This window comes from Nocardia sp. NPDC059764 (assembly GCF_042732555.1).
GTDB lineage: Bacteria > Actinomycetota > Actinomycetes > Mycobacteriales > Mycobacteriaceae > Nocardia.
The window spans coordinates 59,494-84,617 of record NZ_JBHWHH010000005.1 but is presented as its reverse complement, the minus strand read 5'-3'; the positions used below and the strand labels follow the sequence as shown (position 1 = coordinate 84,617).

Here is a 25,124-nt window from a genome sequence, read left to right as displayed (position 1 = left end):
AACCAGTTGTCGCCCTGGCATACGCCACCACCGCGAGAGACGATGAGGACGGTCGCAGCTCAGGCGTCTTCGGCCAGTTCCAGCCAGCGCTCCTCGGTGGTTTCCTTCTCGGCCTGCACCTGCTTCAGCTCGGCGCCCAGCTTGACCAGCTTGTCGGGCTCGGTGGCCGCTTCGGCGAGCGCCGCGTGCAGCTTCTCCTCGCGATCGGTGAGCTTCTCCAGCGCGCGTTCCAGCTTGGCGAGTTCCTTGCGGGCGGCGCGGTAGGCGGCCGAATCCGTGGGCGGGGCAGCGGAATTCGCGGCGGCGGCCGGGGCGGCGGAGCGGGCCGGGGTGGCCGGGCCGCCGCTCAGCGCGGCGCGTTTGCGCAGGTATTCCTCGATGCCGCCGGGCAGGTTGGTGAGTTTGCCGTCGCCGAACAGCGCCCAGGTGGTGTCGCAGATGCGCTCGATCAGGTAGCGGTCGTGGGAGATGACCACCATGGTTCCGGCCCAGCCGTCGAGCATGTCCTCGAGCTGTTGCAGGGTGTCGATGTCGAGGTCGTTGGTGGGCTCGTCGAGCAGCAGCACGTTCGGTTCGGCCATCAGGATGCGGGTGAGCTGCAGGCGGCGGCGCTCGCCACCGGACAGGTCGCGGACCGGGGTGCGCTGCTTGGCCGGGGTGAAGCCGAGCCGTTCGGCCAGCTGACCGGCGCTGATCTCCTTGTCGCCCAGCATCATTCGCTGCGCAACATCCTGCACGGCCTCCAGGACGCGCATATCCAGCGGCAGGTCGTCGAGTTCCTGGCGCAGCCAGCCGATCTTGACGGTCTGGCCCTGGATCCGCTTGCCGGACTGCAGGTCCCGCTCCCCCGCGAGCGCGCGCAGCAGGCTGGTCTTGCCGGAGCCGTTCACGCCGACCAGGCCGACGCGTTCGCCGGGCGCGAGCCGCCAGGTCAGGTCCTTCACCAGTTCCCGGCCGTCCGGGAGGGCGAGGGTGGCGTGCTCGAGCTCGATCACCACGCGGCCCAGGCGCTTTCGCGCGAAGGAGGCCAGTTCCACGGTGTCGCGCGGGGCGGGGACGTTGGCGATCAGGGCCTCGGCGGCCTCGATCCGGTAGCGCGGCTTGGAGGTGCGGGCGGGCGCGCCGCGCCGCAGCCAGGCCAGTTCCTTGCGGGCCAGGTTCTGGCGGCGGGCCTCGCTGGCGTCGGCTTGGCGGACGCGTTCGGCGCGGGCGAAGATCCAGTCGTTGTAGCCGCCGTCGTAGGTCTCCACCTTGCCGCCCTGCACCTCCCAGGTGCGGGTGGCGACGGTGTCGAGGAACCAGCGGTCGTGGGTGACGACCACCAGCGCGCTGCGGCGGGCGAGCAGATGCTCGGCCAGCCACTGCACGCCCTCGACGTCGAGGTGGTTGGTGGGCTCGTCGAGCACCAGGAGGTCCAGATCGCGGACCAGGGCGGCGGCCAGCGCGGTGCGGCGGCGCTCACCGCCGGAGAGGTTGGCGACAGGGGTGTCCATGCCGAGGTCGGCGATGCCGATGCCCTCGACCACGGACCGGATGCGGGGGTTGGACGCCCATTCGTGCTCGGCGACGCCATCGGTGCGCTGATCCTCGGCCAGGCCCGCGAGCACGACATCGCCGACCGTCGCGTCCTCGGGGAGGACGCCGCGCTGGGTGACGACCGCCATGCGCAGGAATCCGGCCCGGCTCACCCGGCCCGAATCCGGCTCCTCGAGTCCGGTCAGCACCTCGAGCAGCGTGGTCTTACCGCCACCGTTCAGACCGACGACACCGATCCGCTCCCCCTCCTGAACCCCGAGGGACACCTTGTCGAGCAGCGGCTTGACGCCGAAGCTCTTGGAGACGGTTTCCAGGTTGATCAGGTTGGCCACGGGACTGTGCCGCCTCTCCGGGTCTCTATACGAACCGCAAGAGCCTACTCACCCGCCGTTGCGGACCGGCGGTCGCATACGGGGAAACCCGCCCGTACCCGGCGAGTTACCCCGAAGCTCACGAAATCAGTTGTCGCCCATGATGCGGCGCGCGCCCGGGACCGGGCCGTGGGCGGTGCGGACGCTGCGGGCGACGCCGGCGCCCGCGAGCTCGGCGGCGACGGCGACCGCGGCCTCCTCGCTCTCGCACAGGAAGGCGCAGGTCGGGCCGGAACCCGAGACGATGCCCGCCAGGGCTCCCGAGGTGACGCCGGCCCGCAGGGTGCGGCGCAGGTCGGGCTCGAGCGAGAGCGCGGCAGCCTGGAGATCGTTGCCGAGCAGCGGGGCGAGCTGAGTCGCGTCGCCGGAGGCCAGGGCCTGGAGCAGGTCCTCGGGGCTGCCGAGACGCGGCGGATCGCCGGCCTCGCGCAGGCGGTCGAGTTCCCTGAAGACGGCCGGAGTGGACAGGCCACCCTTGGCGAGGGCCAGCACCCAGTGAAAGGTGTTGCGGGACAAGACCGGGAGCAGCTTCTCGCCGCGCCCCCGGCCGAGTGCGGTGCCGCCGTGCAGGGAGAACGGGACGTCGCTGCCGAGTTCGGCTGCGATATCGGACAATTCGGCCCGGCTGAGGCCGAGCTCCCACAGGTCGTTCAACCCGACCAGGGCCGCGGCGCAGTCCGCGCTGCCGCCCGCCATCCCGCCGGCCACCGGAATCCCCTTGGTGATCCCGATTTCCACCAGCGGGGCCCGGCCCGCCTGATCGGCGAGCCGGACCGCCGCCTGCCAGACCAGGTTGGTGCGGTCGGTGGGGACCTCGTCGGCGCCCTCGCCGACCACCTTGACCCGCATGGCGGCGGCCGGCGCGATCTTCAGATCGTCACTGAGTGAAAGGGCTTGGAAGACGGTGGTGAGGTCGTGGTACCCGTCTTCACGCAGGTCACCCACCCCGAGGTGCAGATTCACCTTCGACGGGGCACGCACGATCACCGGGCTCGGCACAACTGACAGCACGCGCCAAGCCTAATGGTGCTCAGAGCAGCGCACCGCCCGTGGCGTCGATCCACTGGCCGGTGACCCAGCGGCTGTCGTCGGAGGCCAGGAACGCGACGATATCCGCGATCTCGGCGGGCTCGGCCACGCGATTCAGTGGCGACTTCGCCGAGATCGCCGCCATGGTCGCGTCATTGCGCAGCCAGTCGGCGTTCATGTCGGTGTCCACCACGCCCGGCGCCACCGCGTTGACGGTGATGCCGCGCGCGCCGACCTCCTTGGCCAGCACCGAGGTGAAGGCGTCGATCGCGCCCTTGGTCATGGTGTAGGCGAGCAGTTCCGGCATGCCCGCGCCGCGGGTGAGCCCGGTGGAGACGTTGACGATGCGCCCACCGTCGCGCAGCCGGTCCAGGCCCAGCTTGGTGACGAAGAACGGGGATTTCGTATTGACGGCGAAGACCCGGTCGAAGGCCTCCTCCGAGGTACCCCCGATGGGTTCCCGGACGCCGTCGATGCCCGCGTTGTTGACCAGGATGTCGAGGCCGTCGGCGTGGGCGTCGAAGGCGGTCCACAGCGCGTCGGCATCGCCGGGCACGCCGAGGGTGGCGGCGAACGCGAAGGCCTGGCCGCCCGCGGCCTCGATGCTCGCGACGGTCTCCTTGGCGGCGGCCGCGTTGCCGTTGTAGTGGACGCCGACCCGCGCGCCGTCGCGGCCGAGGCGCTGCGCGATGGCGCGCCCGATTCCGCGTCCGCTGCCGGTGACCAGTGCCGTCTTACCGGAAAATGCGCCCATGACCTCGCCCTTCGTTCGTCGGCCATATTCTCTAATGACCGTTACAGAAAGCGACGATAGCACATGTGTAGCGGTCGTTATAAAATCGCTGACATGGCCACAACCACCCGGGGTCGCCCCCGCTCGTTCGACCGCGACGCCGCCCTCGACCAGGCGCTGCGGCTGTTCTGGGAACGCGGCTACGAGGCCACCTCGGTCAGCGACCTGACCAAGGCGCTCGGCATCGGAGCCCCCAGCCTGTACGCGGCGTTCGGCGACAAGCGAAAACTGTTCGACGAGGCCCTCACCGCCTACGGCACGAGCTACGGCGGCTTCGCGGCGCGCGCCTTCGCGGAAGAACCGACCGCCCGCACCGCCGCGGAGCGCACCCTGCGGGAGGCCGCGGCCGAATACGCCCGCCCCGGACAGCCACCCGGCTGCCTGGTCATCCACGCGGGCACCAACACCACCAATCATGAAGTGCTGCAACTACTTCAGAAGCTACGCAACGGCAATATCGACGTCTTCGAGCGGCGGATCCGCGAGGACATGGCCGCCGGACGCCTGCCCGCCGACACCGACGCCCGAGCCCTGGCCCGCTACACCGGGGCCGTCATGCAGGGCATGTCGCAGGCCGCGCGGGACGGCGCGGACGAGGACGAGCTGCGGCGAGTGGCCGCGCTGGCCATGCTGGCCTGGCCCGAATGAATTTCTCGGACCAACCGCTTGCGCCAGGTACCCATGGGGGGTATGTTTCTCGATGTTGGGGATACCCCCTCACCGTATGAGAAGCGAGCGAAGGAGACCACCATGGCCACCAGCACCTACACCGTCACCGGGATGACCTGCGGCCACTGCGTCGGTTCGGTACAGAAGGAGATCGGCAAGATCGACGGTGTCACCAGCGTGGATGTGGATCTCGCCAGCGGTCTGGTCAAGATCGAGTCGGCCACCGAGCTCGCCGACGCCGATGTGATCGCCGCCGTCGACGAAGCGGGTTACGAGGTGGCCAGGTGAACGATCGACTGAAGTTCGCCGCCTTCGGTGGCGGACTGGTCGTCTTGTTCGGAGCCGCGCTCGGCATCGGCGCCCTGGTGGGCGACCGGTCCGGCGCGGCCCCGGCCGAGGCCGCCGACCACTCCCAGCACGAGACCGCCGCGCCGACCGGCCTGCAGGACAGCCTCTCCGGCTACACCCTCGGTGAGATCAGCGCCCCGGCCACCCCCGATCAGCCAGGCGCACTGCGCTTCCGGATCACCGGACCGCAGGGCACCGTCACGCAATACAACAACCTCCATGACAAGGACCTGCACCTGATCGTGGTCCGATCGGACGCGAGCCAGTTCCGGCACGTGCATCCCACCCGGGCCGCCGACGGCACCTGGTCGCTGGACTGGAAGTGGGCCGCGCCCGGCAGCTACCGGGTGTTCGCAGACTTCTCCCCCGCCGGCGGGCCCGGCGAACTGGTCCTGAGCCGCACCATCGCGGTCGCGGGCAATGTGACCGACAAGCCGCTGCCGCCGGTCTCCAGGACCGCCGACGTGGACGGGTACCGGGTCACCCTCACCGGCGATCTGACCACCGCGGGCAGCGAACTGACCTTCGGCGTCACCCGCGACGGCAAGCCGGTGACCGACTTGCAGCCCTACCTCGGCGCCTACGCGCACCTGGTAGCCCTGCGGGCCACGGACCTGGCCTACCTGCACGTCCACCCCGAGGGCGAGGTCGGCAAGACCGCGCCCGGCCCCGACGTCGCCTTCCACGCGGAAGCGCCCAGCGACGGCAAATACCGCCTGTACCTGGACTTCCAGCACGGCGGCGCGGTCCACACCGCGGAATTCACCGGCGAAGCATCCACCGCCGCACCCGCTTCGGGTGCGCCCGCATCACACGGAGGAGGTCACTCATGAGCGCCCCGGCTCCCGAGCGTTCGATCGAACTCGATATCGGTGGAATGACCTGCGCCTCCTGCGCTTCCCGGATCGAGAAGAAGCTCAACCGGATGGACGGCGTCACGGCGTCGGTCAACTACGCGACCGAGAAGGCGAAGGTCAGCTTCCCCGACTCGGTGACCGCCGACGACCTGATCGCCAAGGTCGTCGACACCGGCTACACCGCGGCCGTGCACCACACCGAACCGGTGAAAACCGAGGCGGCCGAGACCGATTCGGCCCCGTCGGCGGCGGATCTGTTGCGGCACAAGCTGCTGGTGACGCTCGCGCTGGCGGTGCCCGTGGTCGCCATGGGCATGTTCCCGGTGTTCCAGTTCACCAACTGGCAGTGGCTCTCGCTCACCCTGACCGCGCCCATCGTGGTGTGGAGCGCGTCCCAGTTCCACCGGGCCGCGTGGGTGAACGCCAAGCACGGCGCGGCCACCATGGACACGCTGATCTCGCTGGGCACGCTGGCGGCGTTCAGCTGGTCGGTGTACGCCCTGTTCTGGGGCAATGCCGGAATGCCCGGTATGAAGCACCCGTTCAGTTTCGTCATCGAGCGCGGTGATTCGTCCTCGGCGCTGTACTTCGAGGTGGCGGCCACCCTGGTCACGGCCATTCTCGCGGGCCGCTATTTCGAGGTGCGGTCCAAGGAGAAGGCCGGGTCCGCGCTGCGGGCGCTGCTGGAGCTGGGCGCGAAGGACGTGTCGGTGCTGCGCGGCGGCGTCGAGACCCGGATTCCCATCGGCGATCTGCGGGTCGGCGAGGAGTTCCTGGTCCGTCCCGGCGAGAAGGTCGCCACCGACGGTGTTGTGGTGAGCGGCAATTCGGCGCTCGACATGAGCATGCTGACCGGTGAATCGGTGCCGGTCGAGGCGGGTCCTGGTGATCAGGTGGTGGGCGCGACCGTGAACGCGGGCGGTCTGCTGACAGTGCGCGCCACCCGGGTCGGCGCGGATACCCAACTGGCGCAGATGGCTTCGCTGGTCGAGGAGGCGCAGAACGGCAAGGCGCCGGTGCAGCGGCTGGCCGATCGAGTGGCCGGTGTGTTCGTTCCGGTCGTCATCGCGATCGCGGTGGCGGCGCTGGGCTTCTGGCTCGGCACCGGCGCGGCGGTGGCCACCGCGTTCGGCGCGGCCGTGGCGGTGCTGATCATCGCCTGCCCGTGCGCCCTCGGCCTGGCCACGCCCACCGCGCTGCTGGTGGGCACCGGGCGCGGCGCGCAGCTGGGCATCCTGATCAAGGGCCCGCAGGTGCTGGAGTCGACCCGTCGGATCGACACCGTGGTGCTGGACAAGACCGGCACCGTCACCACCGGCAAGATGACGCTGGCGGAAGCGATTCCGGGATCCGGTGTCGACGCCGACGAGCTGCTGTCGGTGGCCGCGGCCGTCGAGCACGGCTCCGAGCACCCGGTCGCCAAGGCCGTAGTCGCCGGTGCGGCCGAGCGCGGACTCGACACCGAGACGGTGGAACAGTTCGTCAGCCACGGCGGCAAGGGCGTGCAGGGGCTGGTCGGTGAGCGGGCCGTAGTCATCGGTCGCAACGAGCTGATGGCGGATTGGTCGGTCACGGTGCCGGAAGTCCTGGCGGACGCCAAGACTCGCGCCGAGCAGGCCGGGCAGACCGCCATCGTGGTGGCCTGGGACGGGCAGGCGCGCGGCGTGCTGGTCATCGCCGACGCCGTGAAACCGACCAGTGCGCAGGCGATCTCGGAGATGAAGGCGCTCGGCCTCACCCCCGTGCTGCTGACCGGCGATAATGCCGCCACCGCCCGCACCGTGGCGGATCAGGTCGGCATCTCCGAGGTCATCGCCGAGGTGCTGCCCAGCGACAAGCTGGACGTGGTGAAGAAGCTGCAGGACGAGGGCAAGGTGGTCGCCATGGTCGGCGACGGCGTCAATGACGCGGCCGCCCTGGCCCAGGCCGATCTGGGTCTGGCCATGGGCACCGGCACCGACGTCGCCATCCAGGCCGCCGACCTCACCCTGGTCCGCGACGACCTGCGGGCGGTGCCGACCTCGATCAAGTTGTCCCGCGCCACCTTGCGCACCATCAAGGGCAACCTGTTCTGGGCGTTCGGCTACAACGTTGCGGCCATCCCGCTGGCCGCCGCCGGCCTGCTGAACCCGATGCTCGCGGGCGCCGCCATGGCGTTGTCCAGCGTGTTCGTGGTCAGCAACAGCCTGCGGCTGCGCCGCTTCCAAGGGTGAGGCCGGGCCGCAACCGCGAACGCGTCACGGCGAAGGGCCGCTCGGATCACCCGATCCGGGCGGCCCTTCGCGGTCGTCGTCCTGCCCCGCACCGTCATCGTGTTGAATGTCGGGTGTCCACCGCCGCCCCCTCTCGAGGAGCTTCGTTGACCACCATCGCCGAATACCTGGCCTCCGCCCAGATCCAGGCCGCCCCGGTCGACCCCGCGGCCCCCGGCGCGCCGAAGGTCACCGTCGGCGTTCCCGAAGGCTGGCAGCAGGTCCCGCCGCAGATGTTCCCCGGCTCCTTCGGCGTCTGGACCCAGCCGCCGGTGGACGGCTGGGCCGACAACGCGGTCCTCCTAGTGGCGACCTTCACCCCCGCCGTCGACGCCGCCGAACTCCTCAGCCACGCCTTCGCCGATGCCCGCCAGCTCCCCGCCTGGAAGGACATCGACACCGACACCGCGGACTACGACGGCCTCCCCTCCGCCGCCATCACCGGCACCTACGAGGTCCAGAACCTCACCCTGTGGGCCTACAACCGCTACATCATCGCCGACTCCGACAAGGGCCAGTACCTGGTCCAGCTCACCATCACCACCCGCAACGACAGCGACGGCAGCGCCCCCACCGCCATCCTCGAGGGCCTGTCCATCTCGGCGTAGCTACCGCTCCCACACCCCACCGGCGAGAAAGCGATCCCACTGCTCGCCGGTGAACACCAATGCGGGCCCACCGGGGTCCTTGGAATCACGGACCCCGACCCCGCCCCGGCGCAGGAATGCGACCTCGACGCAGTCCTGACCGCCGCCGGATCGACTGGACTTGAACCATTCCGCCTGGGACAGTTCATCGTTCACTTTCGAATCTCCTCGCCATTTCCCGCAGCAGCGACCGGCTGATATCGGCCTCGAGCGCGGCATCCGTCAACGTCCGGTGTGCCGCACGGCACCTGTCGATGTCGCCCCGCTCTTCGAAATACATTCCGCCGGTGTAATTCTCGGCGAAGACGACGGTAGGTTCCAACCCTGGCCACCGCGAGACACATCCAGGCCGTGATATCGGGCTCGTATCCGGATGACGAAGTCCTGAAGCGCCGCCCGACACAACCGGATCGGGGATCTAGTCGAAGACGCGGGCCAACAAGGCGGCGAGCTGATCTCGCTCGGTGGCCGACAGGGTGGCGAGCAGGTCATCTTGAACGGCGGTCAGGGCGGAGTCCAGTTTCTGGAGTCGGCGACGACCCGAGGGAGTCAAGGTGATGAGGTTGCGGCGGCGGTCGCCGGGGTCCGGGGTCCGGGCGACATAGCCGTGTTCGGCGAGTTCTCTGAGCATGGTGTGCATATCGCTCTGGTCGATGCCGCACCGTTGGCCGATGCGCACCTGACTGTCCGGACCGAACTCGTCGACCGCGGCGAGGATCGCGAAATGATAGGCACGCCCGTCGACTTCGGCCATTGCCTCACTGATGAGCCGCTGCGCCCGAGCGGCGGCCTTACTGATCAACCAGGTTGACTTTCCGCGCAAGCGGGCGGGTGTGTCCTCCAGTCCCATGGCGGGAATTCTACGCAAACCCTTGGTTCGACCCAGTAATTCGATTACCCTTGGGTCAACCAAGCTTGGTTGACCCAAGAGATTTTGAGGTGGAACGATGGCACTCACTTCGACAGCAGCCCGGATCATCAGCGCTCGGGCGCGCGAGCACGCCGCGGGCCTCGGCGCCCGAGTCACCGTCGCGATCGTCGACGCCGGAGGGCATGTCCTGGTAGTCGATCGGATGGACGATGCGCCACCACTCTCGGCGCGCATCGCACCGGCCAAAGCGTCCAGCGTGGCGCTGTTTCAGCGCGACGGCAGCGAGCTGATGCGTATGCAGCAGGCCTGGCCCACCCTCTTCGCCCAGATCGACCAGGTAGCGGGCACTCCCATCATGGCCGGCGCCGGCTCACGCCTGATCCGCCGCGACGACACCGTCATCGGCGCGATCGCGGTCAGCGGAGGCCTGCCCGAACACGACGACGCCTGCGCGGAAGCAGGACTTCTTTCCCTCTCGGCCGCGGCACCCGGCCAGTAGATTTCCAGGCACGCCCTTCGGATACCTCGGCGTCGACCTCACCGTGCACCAAAAGGGGTCACGCAGATCGACGTCGAGAGCATGATGTACGTCCGGCTCGCAGAGCGAGCCGGACGGCCGGAATTACTGGACGCGATCGCGCACAACACGAGAAGTCGCTGGCATGGTGAGAACCCACCACCATCCTCGAAGGCCTGACCATCTCGGCGTAGCTACCGCTCCCACACCCCACCGGCGAGAAAGCGATCCCACTGCTCGCCGGTGAACACCAACGCCGGACCACCGGGGTCCTTCGAATCACGGACCCCGACCCCACCCCGGCGCAGGAGGCGACCTCGACGCAGTCCTTCCCACCGGCACTGCGGGTGCTCTTGAACCACTTGGCCTGGGACAGATCATTTTTCACGGTGCATACTTCTTGGCGAGTCGTCGCAGCATGTTCTTGGTGTTGGCCGTGTCGAGCGCGGCGGCACGAATAGTCGTGTGCGCCTTCCGATACAGCTCCACGCTTGCCGTTCCTTCAAGGTACAAGTCACCGGCGTAGCTCTCGACGTAAATTACGGTCGGCTCCGCTGGCTCTCCGTCCGCATCCGTCTCGAAGTCCAGAACCGTGAACGGCCCCGGCGAGATGCCCAGAGGAAAGCCCGCTGCGGCAGGCAAGATCTGGACGCTGACATTCGGGGGCAAGGCCGCCAGATGTCGCATCTGTCCAGCCATGGTCTTGGGCCCGCCTACGATGCGCCGCAGCGCTGCCTCATCGAGGACCAACCGCGCTGTCGCGGGCTTCCGCTTTCGCATGATCAAGGATTGACGCCGAATACGCAGCTGCACGCGGCGATCCACCTCCGCAGGCGACTCGTGGGTGAAATAGGTGTGGTCCAACGCTCGCGCGGACTCCGGAGTCTGGAACAGACCGGACACCATGTCGGGCCGGTAGATCGTGAGCCGTTCGGCTGCCGACTCCAACCCGACGTACACGTTGAACCCGGCCGGAATCAGGTCGCCGTATTCGTGCCACCACGATTTCACATTTGCTTGCTGCGCAAGACCTTTCAACGGCTCCACATACTCGGGCGCATCGTAGATCCGGCACAGCTCTTCGACGTCGCTCAGGTGGATCCGTTCGGTCGCTCCGGTTTCCAGCCTTTGCAGGCTGCCGGTACCTCGCTCGGCCAGGTTGGCCGCCTGCACGATCGACAGACCGCACTGCTGCCGCAGTTCTCTCGAGTACCTCCCAAGTTGGCGGCGAGGCAGATTGCTGGAGCGCTTCGACATGACCATCTCTTGGCGTCGGCTCCGAAACCCGGATCAAGTGTGCGCCGAAATCGGATGGCGTGCTGGGGAAACGCGCAGAAATCCTGCGCACGCAGAAATCCCGGTCCTTCGATCACGGTTTCTGCTGTCCGATGTACGCATCCCCGGTTCCCAACCACTCCGAAACCCCACCGGGAACCCGGGAGCGACCGAGATCCGCGCTCGAGAGGAGACCGTAATGCAGTGGGACACCTGGGCACTTCTGACGATCGCAGTCCTCTGCGGCAGCGTGATCCTCTGGTCCTGGTGGGGATTCCACAACGACGCCCCCGCACCGGACCCCACCGTCCTACGACTCTCCATCATCGGCGGCGGCCACCTCGACGTCCCCCGCTCCGAAACAGATCCCGGTCGCCATCGCCGAGCACCGCGTGCAATGCGCACCCACCCAAAGCATCTCCACCGGTCGCCTCGAAGGTCCGCGGCATACCCCCGCCGAGGTGGCCGTTCTCATCGCACTCAGCCCCGACCGCACGCTCTCCGCTGCCCAAGTTCAGGTCGCCGCAACGCTTACCGCCTGGCGTACGCGCAACGCCTTGGCTCACCTGGAATCCCGTGGCCTGATCGTTCCCAGTCACCCGCGCGGGCGCTGGCGGATCACCCCGCGCGGCCGCGCGGCTCTCACCTCGAAAGCGAGCCGCTTCGGTTGATCAGCCACGGCTCGGCGGCGGCGGTGCGGACGGCGGGATGGAGATGCGGCCGTTGGTATTCATCGAAATCCGGGACGGCTCAGCGCATTACCGCCCGCTCCCGGCGCGGTGGACCGGCGTGGCCGTGCCGCTGGCCGGGATCGCCGCCGGTCTCCTCGCACCGTCCGTCTTACGCGCCGGACTGCGCCTCTACCGGGCGCGGCGCGGCTGAACCGGCCACCTCACCCGCGACGAGCGCGCGGTGGCGCTGCTGCTCGAGTTCGATGAATCCGTCGATCAGGGTGTTGTAGACCCGCTCGACCAATGTCGGCTCGACGCCGTGGCGCACCGCCAGCTCACGCAAGCGGACCATCATCCGCACGCGGCGGTCGGGGGCGCGGACCTCGTGTTCGTTGCGTTTGAACGTGGCAGCCCGCATCACCAATTGCTGCCGGGCGCCGAGCAATTCGATGATCCGCGCATCGATCGCGTCGATCTCGCCGCGCACTTCTTCCAGGGACATGAATCCGGACCTCTCATTTCGAGGCCACCGACGCGCCAGCCGAGTGACGCGAGACGCGTCGACCACCGCACCGGCAGCCGACACACACGCAAGTCAGAGCCGCCGAAACCTCGGCTGCCACCACGACCGCGTCATCAACATCACTCGGCCATCAAACCACAGGTCCGCGGCGGCCGCCGATCAGTCGAGGTCGTCGAAGGTTTCGATATCGGTGCGGAACGATCCCCCGTCGGCGGGTGCGATCAGGACCACGAAGTCGGGGAGGGCGGTGGGGGTGGCGTCGCCCTTGTCGTCCGTCGCGCCGGGTTCCGCTTCCCAGTCGAGGAGGTGGACGGTCACAGCGTACGAGCCTGCCGGAAGGTCGATTTCGGTCGGCGTCATGTCGGCCACCGTGGACTCTTCCTCATCGAACGAGCCGACCTCCTCGATGCCGCTGATCTTGGCGACGCCGGTGGACACGAACAGATACGGCTCCGAGGAGTTCTGCGCGTACTGCCGCTCGCGCTCGGTGAGCTCGCCCGCCGCACCCTGCCGCACCAGCACCCCGAATCGCCCGTCGGACAGGATGTTCAGCGGCACCAGCCGACCGGCGCGAATGTGCTCGACGACCGGTTCGTCATCCAGCAACTCCACTTCCCAGCTGTCGTAATCGACGACATGGGTGAACGCGGCCGGATCCCACAGCGCGAGCATCCCCGAACCGGTGACCGCGGTGAACACGCGCTCGCTCGACACATCGACCGACAATCTCGAACTCATGCCCGCCAGCATGGCAGGCCCCACCGACAGAACGCGATATCACCTACTACCGCAAGGGAATTGGCCAACGACGACCTCCGCCGACCGCCCCTTCGATGGCATAGTATCGACCCGCTACCGACGCCGAGGATCGATTGCGCAGATCGCGTGGAGAACATCGCGTAGATTCCGACCATGCCCCTGGGACACCTCGGCGTCAATGTCACCGATCTCGTTGCGGCACGACAGTATTATGACCAGCTGATGCCGCTGATCGACTACGACAAGCTGCTGGCCGACGATACGCAGTTCGCCTACTGGCCCGCGGGCGGCAAGGTCGGCACCTATCTGTTCTTCTACCCGGCCCCGGAGCCGGGCTACTCCCCCGAGCGGGCGGGTCTGCAACATCTCGCGTTCATCGTCCCCACCCGAGCCGATGTCGATCGGGTGCACGACTGGGCCTCGGGGCGCGGCGACGAGATCATCCACACGCCACAGTCCTTCCCGCAGTATCCGCCGCCGTACTACGCCACGTTCTGGCGCGGGTACGACGGCGTCATGCTGGAAGCGGTGTGCCACAAGGACCGGTGAGCCGGGCTTTCACCGGGCCGTATCGGCTGCCGACTCGTAGTCGGGGAGCCGGTCGGCAGCCTTCGGGGACATGATGCGCTCCATGCCGGACATCGACTCGAGCAGCGGCAGGCGAGTGACGGTGTTGCGCACGGCCATCCCCAGCCGGGTCTTCGGCACCATCAGCCGGAGGTTGGGTCCGACCTGTTGGGTATCTCGCCACGCCCGCGGGCGACGGCCCCGAGACGGCATCGTGAGACATTTTTGAGACACACTCGCGGTTGCGGGTGGCGAGATCGCTCCGGCCGCCGGCGCACCCGAATGGCACATGTGCGACTTGTCGCATTTGAGACAAATCCACACGAGATGAGCGCGGTCACTTTCACGCGATCAGTGGGTGCGCATCGGTGGCGAGAATCCGCGAGAGCCCCGGATCGGCAATGGCGTTTACGGTGTTCAGCGGCCGTTCACAGGGGTAGCTGGAGGGGTGCTGAGGACTGTCCGGCAGGGCGGTCCGAGACCCCGCGATGAGGGGGCGAATCCTGGCGCCGGGAGGCGGGTTGCTGCGGAGGGGGCGGCAAGCCCCTGAAAGTTCGGGGCGACTGCACGGGGGGTTTGCGGATATTCTGCTGCGTGATCGACGCCCGGCCTTGCCGACTTTCGGTTTCGCCGGGCGTTTTTGTGTTCCCTGGGAGGGCATAGTGTCAACCACCGATGTGGCGCCGGAGCTGGTCGCCGTCGAGCCGGTCGCCGATCGGCGGGTGCATCCGTTCGCGTGGAAGGGCGTCCTGGCGGTCTCGCTGGGGTTCGCCGCCGTGCTCGGCCTCCCCGCGGCTCGGATCAATTACTTCGGCGACGAGCTGTACTTCGTGGCGGCCGGGCGACGGCTCGCCTGGGCCTACCCGGATCAGGGTCCGCTGGCGCCGTTCGTGGCGCACGTGATGGATCTGATCGCCCCGGGTTCGGTGCTGGCGCTGCGCATTCCGGCGCTGCTGCTGATGGCCGCCGCGGCGGTCGTCGCGGCCGCCACCGCCCGGGAGCTGGGTGCGAGCGCGCGGTATCAGGTGCTGGCCGCGACGGCGTACGCGGTGTCACCGCTGGCCTTCAACCAGATGCAGCTGATCACGCTGACCTTCGACATTCCCTTGCAGGCGGCCATCATCTGGCTGCTCATCCGCTGGGTGCGCACGCGGCAGGACTACCTGCTGATCGTCGCGGGCGTGGCGGCGGCGCTGGCGTTCCAGGCGAAGTGGATGATGCCCGGCGTGTGGGCGCTGCTCGGCCTGGGCGTGCTGATCGCGGGCCCGCGCGAATTGCTGCGCCGCCCGGCGCTGTACGCCGGCACCGCGATCCTGACGCTGTCGATGGTTCCCGGCATCGTGTGGCAGGTGCAGCACGGCTGGGTGGAATCGCAGATGACCGAGATCATCGCCCAGGAGCAGTACGCCGCCAATACCGGTCCGCTGATCTGCGCGATCGAGATCGCCGTCCAGTGCGGTCTGCTCGGCGGCCTGCTGAGCATCTTCGGCCTGTCGGGCCTCACCCGGCTGGAGGCATTGCGCCCCTACCGTTTCGCGCTGATCGCGGGCCTGGGCCTGCTGATCATCGTCCTGGTCGAGAACGGTCGCTCCTACTACGTGGCGGGCTTCTGGCCCGCTCTGGTCGGCGCGGGCGCGTTCGCATTGAGCACGGTCGAGGCGCGCAAGCAGATCGGCAAGTGGGTCAATGCCGTGGCGGTGCTGTCGGCGGTCATGTTCACGGCGTGGATGGCTTCGATCCCGGTCCCCTACAGCTGGGAGTGGGCGCGCGACTTCACCGGCATCGACAAGCCGATCACCGACCAGGCCCAGTACTGGCAGCGTGAATCGCTCACCGGCCCGGCCGGATACGAGACCTTCACCAAGGCGGTCGCCGACGCGGTGGCCGGACTGCCGGAGGCCGAGCGCAGCAACACCGCCGTGGTCGCCGCCGCCTACGTGCAGGCCAGCGCGCTGGAGGAATTCGGCCGCGACTACAACATGCCGCCGGTGTTCAGCCCGAACCGCGGCTTCGGCTACTTCGGCCCGCCGTCGGACTCCTACCGCACCATCGTCTACCTGTCGGTGGACGGCGTGGGCGACAAGGACTTCCTGGCCCAGTTCAACTCCACCACCGAGGTCACCAAGATCAACGACCCGAACGGGCTGCCCGGCCTGGAGCGCCTGATGACCGTCTACGTGTGCCGCGAACCCAAGCATCCGTGGGCCGACGTGTGGCCGGGCCTGCAGACCCTCACCTTCCCCAGCGGAATCTGAGAGTCCCCGGACTCGGCCGGCTGCGGGGAGTCAGCCTTGTTGAGCCAGACGAACGAAAGCGGCGGTATCGAGCGTCTCACCGCGCGCGGTGGGCGCGATACCGGCCGCGGTGAGACGGTTCTCGGCCTCCGCGGCCGAGCCCGCCCAGCCCGCGAGGGCCGCGCGCAGGGTCTTGCGGCGCTGCGCGAAGGCCGCGTCGACCACGGCGAACACCTTCGCCCGGAAGGCGTCGTCCTGCGGCCAGGGCGCGTCGCCGAACCGGTCGATGCGGACCAGCCCGGATTCCACCTGCGGCACCGGCCAGAAGATCTGGCGGCCAACGGTTCCGGCACGCCGCACGGTGCCGTAGAAGCCCGCCTTCACGCTGGGCACGCCGTAGATGCGCCCGCCCGGCGTGGCCGCCAGCCGATCCGCGACCTCGAGCTGCACCATGACCAGCGTGGTCCGGATGCTCGGGAATTCGGCCAGCAGGTGCAGCAGCACCGGCACCGCGACGTTGTAGGGCAGGTTGGCGACCAGCGCGGTCGGCTCGGCGGGCAGGTCGGCGTGAGTCACCTTCATGGCGTCCATGGGCACGACGGTGAGCCGGTCCGCGAGTTCGGGAGCGCGCGCCCCGACGGTCTGCGGCAGATGCGTGGCCAGAGTCGGATCGATCTCGACGGCGATGACGCGATCCACCACGTCGAGCAGGGCAAGGGTCAGCGATCCGAGACCGGGCCCGACTTCGAGCACGGTGTCCCCGCGTGTCACTCCCGCGGTGGCGACGATGCGGCGCATCGTATTGGCATCGTGGACGAAATTCTGCCCCAACTGCTTGGTCGGGCGGACCCCGAATCGCTCGGCGAGCTCACGCACTTCGGCGGGGCCCAGCAGGGCGGCTTTTCCACGACCGGCGACTTCGGGTTCGGACATTCTGGAAAACCTATCAAGCTGGGCCGATCACTCGCGCCGACACCCCGGTCAGGGCGGGGGACGGCGAGCCGGCTCGCCGCGGTCCCGCCATCGGGCGCATCGAAGACCGACCGCTGCGCCCGTCCGGCGTGGCGGACACGCGAGTCGGATGAAAAACACCATCTCTCAGGGCTTTTCACCCTGCCGCCGGGTAGCGTCGCCACCCGGCCACCACGACCTTGGAGGAGAGTGCATGCCCGCTCGGCGGATTCGACGGTTCGTTCTGGGCGCGACGCTGGTGACGGCGGCCGCCACCCTGCCCGCGGGCCCGGTGCACGCGGAAGCGCCCGTCGCGCCGGATCGCTTCACGCATCAGACGCTGAACTGGCAGGCCTGCAATGACAAGATCCTGGACAAGGCGGGCGCGCAGTGCGCGGGTGTGGTCGTCCCGCTCGACTACGCCGACCCCGGCGGCCGCACCCTGACCCTGGGCATCTCCCGGGTCCAGGCCACCGATCCGGAGCGCCGCCGCGGCATCCTGCTGACCAATCCGGGTGGTCCGGGCGGCCAGGGCCTGCGCATGCCCGCCAACTATCTGACGAACCTGTCCGACGACGTGCGCGCCCAGTACGACATCATCGGCATGGACCCGCGCGGCGTCGGCCGTTCCGACAAGGTCAACTGCACGATTCCGATTCCCACCATCCTGTTCTCGGCGGGCTTCGACGTCCTCGGCTTCGCCCGCGACGCCACGGTGGCCGCGGGCATGGCGAGCGCCTGCGTGGCCACCGACCCGGGCAAGATCCGCCACATCACCACCCGCAACACCGCCCGCGACATGGATGTCATCCGGAGCGTGCTGGGCGAGCAGAAGATCAACTTCTTCGGCGCCTCCTACGGCACCTACCTGGGCGCGGTCTACACCCAACTGTTCGGCGACCGCGTCGACCGCATGGTCCTCGACTCCCCCATCGACCCGGACCGCTACTACATCGGCCTCTACCAGGACATGGGCGCGATCAACGAGTGGGCGCTCGACGACTGGGCCACCTGGGCGGCCCGCCACGACGACCTCTACCACTTCGGCACCACCCCCGAGGCGGTGCGCGGCTGGGTCGAGGACCTGATCCGCCGGTCCGCGGGCCACGAGATCTACGGCAGCGGCTTCCTCGTCGACGAGCACACCATCCCGATGATTCTGGTTGCGCTGCTGCCCAATCCGCAGTTCAACCCGAATCTCGCCGAAATCCTCACCATGGTGGCCAGCGGTGTCGCGGGCGGCCCGATCGACATGGACGCCCTGCAGGCCAAGATCTTCTCGGTGGTGCCGCTGGACGCCGCCGCCATGGCCGCCATCATGTGCGGCGACAAGGCCGCGCCCCGCGATCCCGCCTGGTACTACAACAATGTCGAGGCCGCCCGGGCGTCGCAGCCGGTGTTCGGCGCGTTCGCCAACAACATCACCGCGTGCGCCTTCTGGCCGGACCCGGTGGAGCAGCCCACCGAGATCGGCAACGACACCCCGGTGCTGATGCTGGCCAATATCCACGACACCCGCACCGCGTACGCCGAGGGCCTCGCGCTGCACGCGAAGCTCCCGAAGTCACGGCTGATCACCTTGGCGGACACCAGAATTCACGCGTCGTTCCGCGACGATCTGAGCCCGTGCGTGAACGACGCCGTGAACACCTACCTGGCCACCGGCGTCCGCCCGGACGCCGACATCACCTGCGCGCCCGACTACAACTGGTTCCCGAAGTAGCCGGTCCGAGCCGGGCCTCCCGGCTCAGGGCAGGGTGGGCGTGGACAGGATGCGATCGGTGAAGGCGCCGATCGCATCCCACATGGCCGGGTTCAGCTGGGTGTGGGTGCCGGTGCCGACCACGGTGGAGAAGTCGACGCCGTTGGCGGCGAACTGGGCGGCCAGTGCGGCGTGCAGCGGGGAGGGCACGGTGGTGTCGGTCGCGTTGACCAGCAACAGGATCGGCGCGTCGTAGCCGTTGACCGGCACGGTCAGGTACTGGTTCATGGCGGTCTGGAACGCGGGATCGTTGAGCGGCCGCGACAGCATGTCGCCGATGCCCATGCCCTCGACCTTCTTCATGATGTCGAGGAAGCACAGGCTCTGCGACTCGTCGAGCGCCTGACGGCCGCGCTCGGTGAGGAAGCTGTCGACGTTCGCCTCCGGGTGCGTGGCGCGCAGACCGGCCAGCATGCTGACCACGAAACCGTTGACCGCGGTTCCGGCCTGCCCCGGGATCTCCGGCACCCACGGGCCGACGAACGGGGTGATCTTCTCCAGATCCGATTCCGGGTCGACGGTGATGGTGCCGCGGAAGTCGAGATCCGGTGCGGTGGCGGCCTGCAGGTGCGCGGTGCCCAGCGCCGCCTGTCCGCCCTGCGAGAAGCCGGTGACAGCCCAGCTGCGCGACAGCGAGGGGTTCAGTGCGCGAGCGGCTTTCAGCAGGTCGATGGTCGAGCCGGCCTCGGTGCCGATCTCGAGGTACGGGTGCGGGCCGGTGTCGAAGCGGCCCAGGCCGAGGTAGTCGGGGGCGACCACGGCGAAGCCCTTGTTCACCAGGTACTGCAGGAACTTTTCCTCGGCGGGCCGGGTGATGTGAGTGGTGTCGGTCTGACCGCCGCAGCCCGGTCCCATGCCGGAGGTGCCGTGGTCGTAGGCCATGATCGGCCAGCCGCCCTCGGGCGCGGGGCCGGGCGGAACGAACAGCGCGCCACTGGCTTTCACCGGTTCACCGTTGGAGCGGGTGGTCCAGTAGTCGATGAAGGTGCCGTCGGACAGGCCGCGGAAGTTGTCCGGCGCGGGCGTGGTGGCGAAGGCGGTGCCGGGATCGGCCTGTGCCGGAGCACCCGGGATCACCAGCAGGGCGCCGGCCGCCGCGAGAGCCGCCGTGCACGCACGAGTACGCCAACCAACCGAACGCATGAATCCTCCATCAGGTCCCGACCCCAATTGCCCAACACATACGGCGAAGGAGTTTATCTACTGGACTGTCGTTCAAATATGTGAACACTCTGGCAAATAGCGGGAGAGTATCCGATGCACACCCCATTGACGCGCTTTGAAACTTGTTCTAATTTCTCGCCATGTCGAGCAGATACGAAGGTCGTCGAGTCATTGTCACCGGAGCGGGATCGGGCATCGGTCAGGGCGTGGCCCTGCGCCTGCTCGCCGAGGGAGCCCAGCTGGTCGCCGCGGATGTGAACGAGGCCGGACTGGCCGCCACCGTCGACGCCGCCCCCGCCGCGCAGCGCGAACGCCTGCGCACCCTCACCATCGACATCGCGGACCAGGAGTCGGTCCGCGCGGTCACCGCCGAGGCCCTCGAATTCCTCGGCGGCCTGGACGTTCTGGTCAATGCCGCGGGCATCCTGCGCGCCGCGCACACCCACGAGATGCCGCTCGAGGACTGGAACAAGGTCATCTCGGTCAACCTGACCGGCACCTTCCTGATGATCCGGTCCGCGCTGCCCGCGCTCATCGAATCCGGCCGCGGCGTGATCGTGAACTTCTCCTCCACCTCGGCGTTCGGATCCAACCCGTACATGGCGGCGTACTCCGCGTCGAAGGCGGGCGTGAACGCGCTGACCCACTCCATCGCGCTCGAATACGTGAAGAAGGGCCTGCGCGCGGTCAATATCGTGCCCGGCGGCATCAGCACCGGCATCACCTCCGGTCTGGCGCTGCCCGCCGACGCGGACTGGTCGCTCATGGCGCGGCTGCCCGGCTGGATCGAGGGCGGCGCGCTGGGCAAGCCGGAGGACATCGCGGGCGTGGTCGCCATGGCGGCCTCCGACGACGGCCGCTACATGACCGGCACCGAGCTGCGGGTCGACGGCGGCGCGCTGATGTAGCGGACCCGATTTCAATCGGGACCAGTCGGTACGGAGTTAGGCTGGCAGGCACTTCCTAGCCACGAACATCGGACCCGGACGGAGCGTCATGGGAAACCGGCGGAGTTTCGGAGTGCTTGTCGCCACCATCGGGTTGACCGCGGCGGTGGGATGCGAGTCCTCGAAGGACTCGGGTGGATCGAAGGAATCCACCACCGCGTCCCCGGACTCGAACGGATCCAAGGAACCGGCGTACGCCGCGACGCTGCGCCCCCTCATCACGAAATTGATGAAGGACAACGCCATTCCGGGCGCGGTCGTCATGATCACCTCGCCCAAGGAAGGGAACTGGAAGGCCGCCTTCGGGACCGGGACCATCGGCGAGGACGACCCCATCCGGGTGGACGACCATTTCCGGATCGGCAGCAATACCAAGACCATGACCGTCACGGTCCTCATGCAGCTCGCCCAGGAGGGCAAGCTCTCCCTCGACGATCCGGTCGACAAGCACTGGCCGGGCGTGCCCAACGGCGACAAGATCACCCTCGCTCAGCTCGCCGAAATGCGCAGCGGCCTCTACAACTACACCTTCGACCGCGACCTGAGCGTCGAGGTCGACAAGGACCCGCAGAAGGTGTGGGCCCCCGAGGAGCTGCTGGCCATCGCCTTCGCGCACCCGGTCCGATTCCCGCCGGGCGAGAAGTTCGAATACTCCAACACCAACACCATCCTGCTCGGGCTGATCATCGAGAAGGTCGCGAAGACGCCGCTGGCGGATGCCCTGCGCCAGCGCATCTTCGAGCCGCTCGGGCTGAAGAACACCTCGTTCCCGGCGGTGAGCGACTCCTCGATCCCGGATCCGCACCCGCAGGGCTACACCTTCGGCACCATGGTCTCCACCATCGACACCTACGCCCTGCCCCCGGACCAGCGGGCGGCGGCGCTGGCGGGCACCCTGCAACCGAACGATTCGACCACCTCGAGCCCCTCCTGGGCCTGGGCCGCCGGGGCCGCGATCTCGACGGTGGAGGACATGACCACCTTCACCAAGGCCCTCGTCGAGGGCAAGCTGCTCGACGCCAAGTTCCAGAAGATGCGGATGGACAGCATCCGGCCGATCAACCCGGACATTCCCACACTGGCGGGATACGGCCTGGGCCTGGTGCGATTCGGTGAACACCAGTTCGGGCACGACGGCCAGCTGCCGGGCTTCATGAGTTACATGGCGTCGGACCCGGAGTCCGGGCTCACCATCGTGGTCGCCACCAACCTGGCGGCGGTGCCCGGTGGCGATGGATCCGCCCTGGTGCTGGTGAAGGCCATGCTGCCGACCTTCTACGGCCCCAACGCCCTGTCCGGACCCGATCCGGCACAACGCGACAGCGCTACGAACACCACCGCACCCGCCTCGCCGACCGAGTCGACGCCGTGGACGACGACACCGCGGTAATCATCGCCGGCGCCGGACCCGTCGGCCTGACCGCGGCCATCGAACTGCGCCGCCGGGGCGTACCGTGCCGGATCGTCGACCCGCTGCTCGAACCACCGCAGTACGCGAAGGCCGTCGGCATCCAGCCGCGCGCACTGGAGGTGTTCGAACAGATGGGCGTGGTGCGGGAAATCCTCGACGCCGCAATACCGTTGCGCGGGCAACTCGCCTACGTCAACGGCGAACCGGACGGGCGGATGGAGCTGACGCTGCCGCCGGACGTGCCGTACGGCTTCGTCGGGCTGCCGCAGTACGAGACCGAACGGATCCTGCGGGACCGGCTGACCGGACTCGGCGGCGTCATCGAACGCGGCACGCGGGTAACGGCTTTCGAGCAGGACGCCGACGGGGTCACGGTCACGATGGAGAACGGGACCGGCGCCACGACCACGCGGGCGGGGTATCTCGTCGGCTGCGACGGCGCGCACAGCACGGTCCGCAAGGCGCTGGGGTTGTCGTTCGAAGGGGCCGCGTTCGCCGAGCAGTACATGCTCGGCGATGTGGAACTCGACTGGAACATGCCGCGCGGCTACAACATTCGCGCCGGCCACCGCACCGACGGCGTCATCGACGACGTGCTGGTCTGCATCCCGCTGCCCGGCCTGCACCGGTACCGCATCTCCATGCTGCTGCCCGACGGCCACTCGGGCGAGCAGACCGGCGACGGCGTCGAGCACGGCTTCACCACCGGGTGGACGCCCGAGATCGACGACCTGCAAGCGGTCGTCGACCGACTCGCCCCCGAACCGGCGCGCGTCTCGCATCTGCGCTGGTCCTCGGTCTTCCGGATCAGTCACCGGATCGTCGACTCCTACGGCCACGGCCGGGTTCTCGTGGCCGGCGACGCCGCCCACATCCACCCGCCCACCGGGGCGCAGGGCATGAACACCGGCATCCAGGACGCCCACAACCTGGCCTGGAAACTGGCGCTGGCGGTCCACGGCGTCGCCTCCCCCGCGCTGCTCGGGTCCTACGACGCCGAACGCCGACCGGTCGGTGAGGAGGTAGTCGGCCGCACGGTCCGCAGCGCCCGCGAAGGCATCGGCGCGGACTCCACCGACCCCGACTACGTGCTGCGCCGCGAAGCCCAGCTGCTCATCGACTACGCGGGCAGCCCGATCGTGGCGGCCTCCCCCGCCGACGAGCCAGCCCCGCGCGCCGGGGCCCGCGCCCCCGACGCCCGCGGCCTCACCCGCGCCGCCGTCGCCTGCGACCTGCGGCTGCTCCCCCTGCTCGACGGCACCCGGCACACCCTGCTGCTGTACGCGGACGACACCACCACCGAATCCGACCTGCGCGCACTGGAAGAGCTGGCCACCGCCGCGATCGCGGCCGCCCGCTGCCACGTGAACGTGTACCTGATCGCCACCCCCGACGCCGTGGCGGACGCGACCACCCTCCCGCTGATCCGCGACACCGCAGGCGAATTCGCGCGCGCCTACCGGGCGGCGCGGCGCTCGGCCTTCGTCATCCGGCCCGACGGGTACCTCTGCTACGCCCGGCGCCCGGCCGACACCGCGGACCTGATGAGCTGTCTCGAATCCACTTTCCGCTGACCACACGGAAGAAATCTTCGGTAACACCCTGATTCGCGGGACCGACATCCCCGGTGAGAGTCCACTGTCCGCACGCGCGGGACAGCTGTTCGACCCGATCGATGTGGCTGTCCGGACCGATGAGGGGTCCGGACTAGCTGATTCCCAGCCGCGAGGTACACGCGGGCCACGCACCCCAGCCCTGACGGGCGCGGGTCACCTCGGCGATGGCGATCTGCTCCTCACGCGTCGCCATATCGGCGCGGGGCGCGTAGCGGGTGCCACCCTGCCGTTCCCAGGTGCTCTGGTCGAACTGGATGCCGCCGAAATAACCATTGCCCGTATTGATCGCCCAGTTGCCGCCGGACTCACAGCTGGCCAGGGCATCCCAGGTGCGGCCGTCCTTGACCTCCGGGACCTCGGTGCCGGGCTTGGCGCCGCGGCGCACGGTCTTGGGCTGCGCGGGGACGATCACGGTGGACTTGATCGGATCCTTGCCCGCCTCTTGGCCGTTCACGATGGAGACCGCGAAAGTCACGTCCTGCGTGCCCGGTACGCCCGCGTTCTCGACGATCGTGCGGCTCATATTGAGCGACTGATCCTCGATGGTGTTCTCCGGCGGATCCAGCGGCACCCGCTCGGTGCGGTTCTGCACGATCTTGCGGGTGACGGTGATCTTCATGCCGTCGGTCAGCTTGGTGTCGGCGGCCGGGACCACGAAATCCTGGTTCACCAGCGGGCGACCCTGCACCTGGAGCAGTTCCCCGACTGTCGGCGCGGCCAGCCGGACCAGGGCGGGGGCGAAACCGTTGTCGCTCAACTCGACCGTGCGCGGATTGGTGATCAGCAGCTGCGCGCCCACCAGCGGCAGCGGCGTCGGGCGCGCGGGCGAGGTGAAGACGTCGCCGGGCAGATTCAGCTTCACCACGGCCTCGGCCACGGTGAGCGCGGTGGTCCACGCCTTGGACGGGGTGCCGTCCACGATCAGCGAGACCTCGCGGGCGCGGTTGAGCGTGATGGTGGAACCGTCACTGATGCGCGCACCCGCCGACGGGGACACGTCGTCGCGGCCGGAGATGCCGTAGCCGGCGTCCGCCAGCGCGCCGCGCACATCGCCGCGCATGGTGGACACGACGAAATCCTTGCCGTCGACGACGAAGGTCACCTGCTTCTTGCTCATGATGGCGACACCCGCGCCGACGATGAGCGTGACGAGCATCGCCGCGATCGCCCCGTACAACATTGGGGAACGCGACGAGTTGATCTTCGCCAAAGCGTGCATCGGAAATCCCGGCATGGTCACAATACGATAACGAGGGGGTCGGTGAATCACAACCACTCGCGGTGGTACTGCGGGAACGCGGGTCACGACCCGATATCGAACCGCAGGTGAATCACGATCGCGGCAGATCATAGT

25 protein-coding genes and 1 pseudogene are annotated in these 25,124 nt (G+C 68.6%); 12 read left to right on the top strand and 14 right to left on the bottom strand.

Going from position 1 to position 25,124, the window contains the following annotated elements; translation table 11 throughout:
• Positions 1–59: 59 nt before the first annotated feature.
• The 3 genes from ACFV4K_RS01990 to ACFV4K_RS01980 form a co-directional block, all read right to left on the bottom strand.
• Positions 60–1,868: an ABC-F family ATP-binding cassette domain-containing protein gene (locus ACFV4K_RS01990; protein WP_379271285.1), complete on the bottom strand. Its 1,809-nt coding sequence runs from the start codon at positions 1,866–1,868 to the stop codon at positions 60–62.
• Positions 1,869–1,994: 126 nt separating this feature from the next.
• Positions 1,995–2,918, bottom strand: coding sequence for a 4-(cytidine 5'-diphospho)-2-C-methyl-D-erythritol kinase (locus ACFV4K_RS01985; RefSeq protein ID WP_379271283.1), 924 nt, complete (start codon positions 2,916–2,918; stop codon positions 1,995–1,997).
• Between the two features lie 19 nt (positions 2,919–2,937).
• Positions 2,938–3,690: an SDR family oxidoreductase gene (locus tag ACFV4K_RS01980; RefSeq protein WP_379271281.1), complete on the bottom strand. Its 753-nt coding sequence runs from the start codon at positions 3,688–3,690 to the stop codon at positions 2,938–2,940.
• Between the two features lie 93 nt (positions 3,691–3,783).
• On the opposite strand from ACFV4K_RS01980, the gene ACFV4K_RS01975 reads away from it, so the two are divergent.
• The 5 genes from ACFV4K_RS01975 to ACFV4K_RS01955 all read left to right on the top strand — a co-directional run bounded on the left by ACFV4K_RS01975 (position 3,784) and on the right by ACFV4K_RS01955 (position 8,463).
• Positions 3,784–4,377 carry a TetR/AcrR family transcriptional regulator gene (locus tag ACFV4K_RS01975; protein WP_379271279.1) on the top strand — a complete coding sequence of 198 codons (594 nt, stop codon included), beginning with the start codon at positions 3,784–3,786 and terminating at the stop codon, positions 4,375–4,377.
• A 102-nt stretch (positions 4,378–4,479) separates the two neighbouring features.
• Positions 4,480–4,686, top strand: coding sequence for a heavy-metal-associated domain-containing protein (locus ACFV4K_RS01970; protein ID WP_379271277.1), 207 nt, complete (start codon positions 4,480–4,482; stop codon positions 4,684–4,686).
• Positions 4,683–5,579: a hypothetical protein gene (locus tag ACFV4K_RS01965; protein WP_379271275.1), complete on the top strand. Its 897-nt coding sequence runs from the start codon at positions 4,683–4,685 to the stop codon at positions 5,577–5,579. The genes ACFV4K_RS01970 and ACFV4K_RS01965 overlap by 4 nt, the downstream gene beginning before the upstream one ends.
• Positions 5,576–7,816, top strand: a complete 2,241-nt coding sequence (locus tag ACFV4K_RS01960; protein WP_379271273.1) for a heavy metal translocating P-type ATPase — start codon at positions 5,576–5,578, stop codon at positions 7,814–7,816. Before ACFV4K_RS01965 ends, ACFV4K_RS01960 begins: the two co-directional genes overlap by 4 nt.
• A 146-nt stretch (positions 7,817–7,962) precedes the next feature.
• Positions 7,963–8,463 carry an LpqN/LpqT family lipoprotein gene (locus tag ACFV4K_RS01955; protein ID WP_379271272.1) on the top strand — a complete coding sequence of 167 codons (501 nt, stop codon included), beginning with the start codon at positions 7,963–7,965 and terminating at the stop codon, positions 8,461–8,463.
• Here the strand turns inward: ACFV4K_RS01955 and ACFV4K_RS01950 are convergent, their stop codons facing one another.
• The 3 genes from ACFV4K_RS01950 to ACFV4K_RS01940 are packed head-to-tail and all read right to left on the bottom strand — an operon-like array spanning position 8,464 to position 9,352.
• Positions 8,464–8,658 (bottom strand): DUF397 domain-containing protein, encoded by a 195-nt coding sequence (locus tag ACFV4K_RS01950; RefSeq protein ID WP_379271270.1) that lies wholly within the window; start codon positions 8,656–8,658, stop codon positions 8,464–8,466.
• A complete protein-coding gene (locus ACFV4K_RS01945) occupies positions 8,648–8,905 on the bottom strand; it encodes a Scr1 family TA system antitoxin-like transcriptional regulator (RefSeq protein ID WP_379271268.1) in 258 nt (85 codons plus the stop codon). Before ACFV4K_RS01945 ends, ACFV4K_RS01950 begins: the two co-directional genes overlap by 11 nt.
• 15 nt (positions 8,906–8,920) lie before the next feature.
• Positions 8,921–9,352 carry a MarR family winged helix-turn-helix transcriptional regulator gene (locus tag ACFV4K_RS01940; protein ID WP_379271267.1) on the bottom strand — a complete coding sequence of 144 codons (432 nt, stop codon included), beginning with the start codon at positions 9,350–9,352 and terminating at the stop codon, positions 8,921–8,923.
• Between the two features lie 97 nt (positions 9,353–9,449).
• Here ACFV4K_RS01940 and ACFV4K_RS01935 point away from each other — a divergent pair, with 97 nt between their 5' ends.
• Positions 9,450–9,872 (top strand): heme-binding protein, encoded by a 423-nt coding sequence (locus tag ACFV4K_RS01935; RefSeq protein ID WP_379271265.1) that lies wholly within the window; start codon positions 9,450–9,452, stop codon positions 9,870–9,872.
• A gap of 212 nt (positions 9,873–10,084) precedes the next feature.
• On the opposite strand, the pseudogene ACFV4K_RS01930 reads toward ACFV4K_RS01935, so the two are convergent.
• The 4 genes and pseudogenes from ACFV4K_RS01930 to ACFV4K_RS01915 all read right to left on the bottom strand — a co-directional run bounded on the left by ACFV4K_RS01930 (position 10,085) and on the right by ACFV4K_RS01915 (position 13,097).
• Positions 10,085–10,278, bottom strand: a pseudogene (locus ACFV4K_RS01930) (DUF397 domain-containing protein).
• Positions 10,275–11,147 (bottom strand): helix-turn-helix domain-containing protein, encoded by an 873-nt coding sequence (locus ACFV4K_RS01925; RefSeq protein ID WP_379271263.1) that lies wholly within the window; start codon positions 11,145–11,147, stop codon positions 10,275–10,277. The pseudogene ACFV4K_RS01930 and the gene ACFV4K_RS01925 overlap by 4 nt, the downstream one beginning before the upstream one ends.
• Before the next feature lie 858 nt (positions 11,148–12,005).
• Positions 12,006–12,323: a chorismate mutase gene (locus ACFV4K_RS01920; protein ID WP_379271262.1), complete on the bottom strand. Its 318-nt coding sequence runs from the start codon at positions 12,321–12,323 to the stop codon at positions 12,006–12,008.
• 195 nt (positions 12,324–12,518) lie between these two features.
• On the bottom strand, positions 12,519–13,097 hold the full coding sequence (locus ACFV4K_RS01915) for a hypothetical protein (RefSeq protein ID WP_379271260.1): 579 nt from the start codon (positions 13,095–13,097) through the stop codon (positions 12,519–12,521).
• A 174-nt stretch (positions 13,098–13,271) separates the two neighbouring features.
• Here ACFV4K_RS01915 and ACFV4K_RS01910 point away from each other — a divergent pair, with 174 nt between their 5' ends.
• A complete protein-coding gene (locus ACFV4K_RS01910) occupies positions 13,272–13,667 on the top strand; it encodes a VOC family protein (RefSeq protein WP_379271258.1) in 396 nt (131 codons plus the stop codon).
• A 9-nt stretch (positions 13,668–13,676) separates the two neighbouring features.
• Here ACFV4K_RS01910 and ACFV4K_RS01905 read toward each other — a convergent pair whose 3' ends face one another.
• Entirely contained in the window at positions 13,677–13,829 is a 153-nt protein-coding gene (locus tag ACFV4K_RS01905) for a hypothetical protein (protein ID WP_379271256.1), read from the bottom strand.
• Between the two features lie 518 nt (positions 13,830–14,347).
• Between ACFV4K_RS01905 and ACFV4K_RS01900 the strand changes: the two genes are divergently transcribed.
• Positions 14,348–15,940, top strand: coding sequence for an ArnT family glycosyltransferase (locus ACFV4K_RS01900; RefSeq protein ID WP_379271254.1), 1,593 nt, complete (start codon positions 14,348–14,350; stop codon positions 15,938–15,940).
• Between the two features lie 30 nt (positions 15,941–15,970).
• Here the strand turns inward: ACFV4K_RS01900 and rsmA are convergent, their stop codons facing one another.
• Positions 15,971–16,852: a 16S rRNA (adenine(1518)-N(6)/adenine(1519)-N(6))-dimethyltransferase RsmA gene (rsmA, locus tag ACFV4K_RS01895; protein ID WP_379271252.1), complete on the bottom strand. Its 882-nt coding sequence runs from the start codon at positions 16,850–16,852 to the stop codon at positions 15,971–15,973.
• A 232-nt stretch (positions 16,853–17,084) separates the two neighbouring features.
• Here rsmA and ACFV4K_RS01890 point away from each other — a divergent pair, with 232 nt between their 5' ends.
• A complete protein-coding gene (locus ACFV4K_RS01890) occupies positions 17,085–18,593 on the top strand; it encodes an alpha/beta fold hydrolase (RefSeq protein WP_379271251.1) in 1,509 nt (502 codons plus the stop codon).
• A gap of 24 nt (positions 18,594–18,617) precedes the next feature.
• Here ACFV4K_RS01890 and ACFV4K_RS01885 read toward each other — a convergent pair whose 3' ends face one another.
• Complete coding sequence (locus tag ACFV4K_RS01885; RefSeq protein WP_379271249.1) at positions 18,618–19,775, bottom strand: alpha/beta fold hydrolase; 1,158 nt, start codon at positions 19,773–19,775, stop codon at positions 18,618–18,620.
• Between the two features lie 161 nt (positions 19,776–19,936).
• Between ACFV4K_RS01885 and ACFV4K_RS01880 the strand changes: the two genes are divergently transcribed.
• From ACFV4K_RS01880 to ACFV4K_RS01870, 3 genes are all read left to right on the top strand, one after another.
• Positions 19,937–20,704 carry an SDR family NAD(P)-dependent oxidoreductase gene (locus tag ACFV4K_RS01880; RefSeq protein ID WP_379271247.1) on the top strand — a complete coding sequence of 256 codons (768 nt, stop codon included), beginning with the start codon at positions 19,937–19,939 and terminating at the stop codon, positions 20,702–20,704.
• A gap of 88 nt (positions 20,705–20,792) precedes the next feature.
• Positions 20,793–22,133 carry a serine hydrolase domain-containing protein gene (locus ACFV4K_RS01875; protein WP_379271245.1) on the top strand — a complete coding sequence of 447 codons (1,341 nt, stop codon included), beginning with the start codon at positions 20,793–20,795 and terminating at the stop codon, positions 22,131–22,133.
• Positions 22,112–23,728 (top strand): FAD-dependent monooxygenase, encoded by a 1,617-nt coding sequence (locus tag ACFV4K_RS01870; protein WP_379271243.1) that lies wholly within the window; start codon positions 22,112–22,114, stop codon positions 23,726–23,728. The genes ACFV4K_RS01875 and ACFV4K_RS01870 overlap by 22 nt, the downstream gene beginning before the upstream one ends.
• Positions 23,729–23,861: 133 nt before the next feature.
• Here ACFV4K_RS01870 and ACFV4K_RS01865 read toward each other — a convergent pair whose 3' ends face one another.
• Positions 23,862–24,989, bottom strand: coding sequence for a transglycosylase family protein (locus tag ACFV4K_RS01865; protein WP_379271241.1), 1,128 nt, complete (start codon positions 24,987–24,989; stop codon positions 23,862–23,864).
• Positions 24,990–25,124 lie beyond the last annotated feature (135 nt).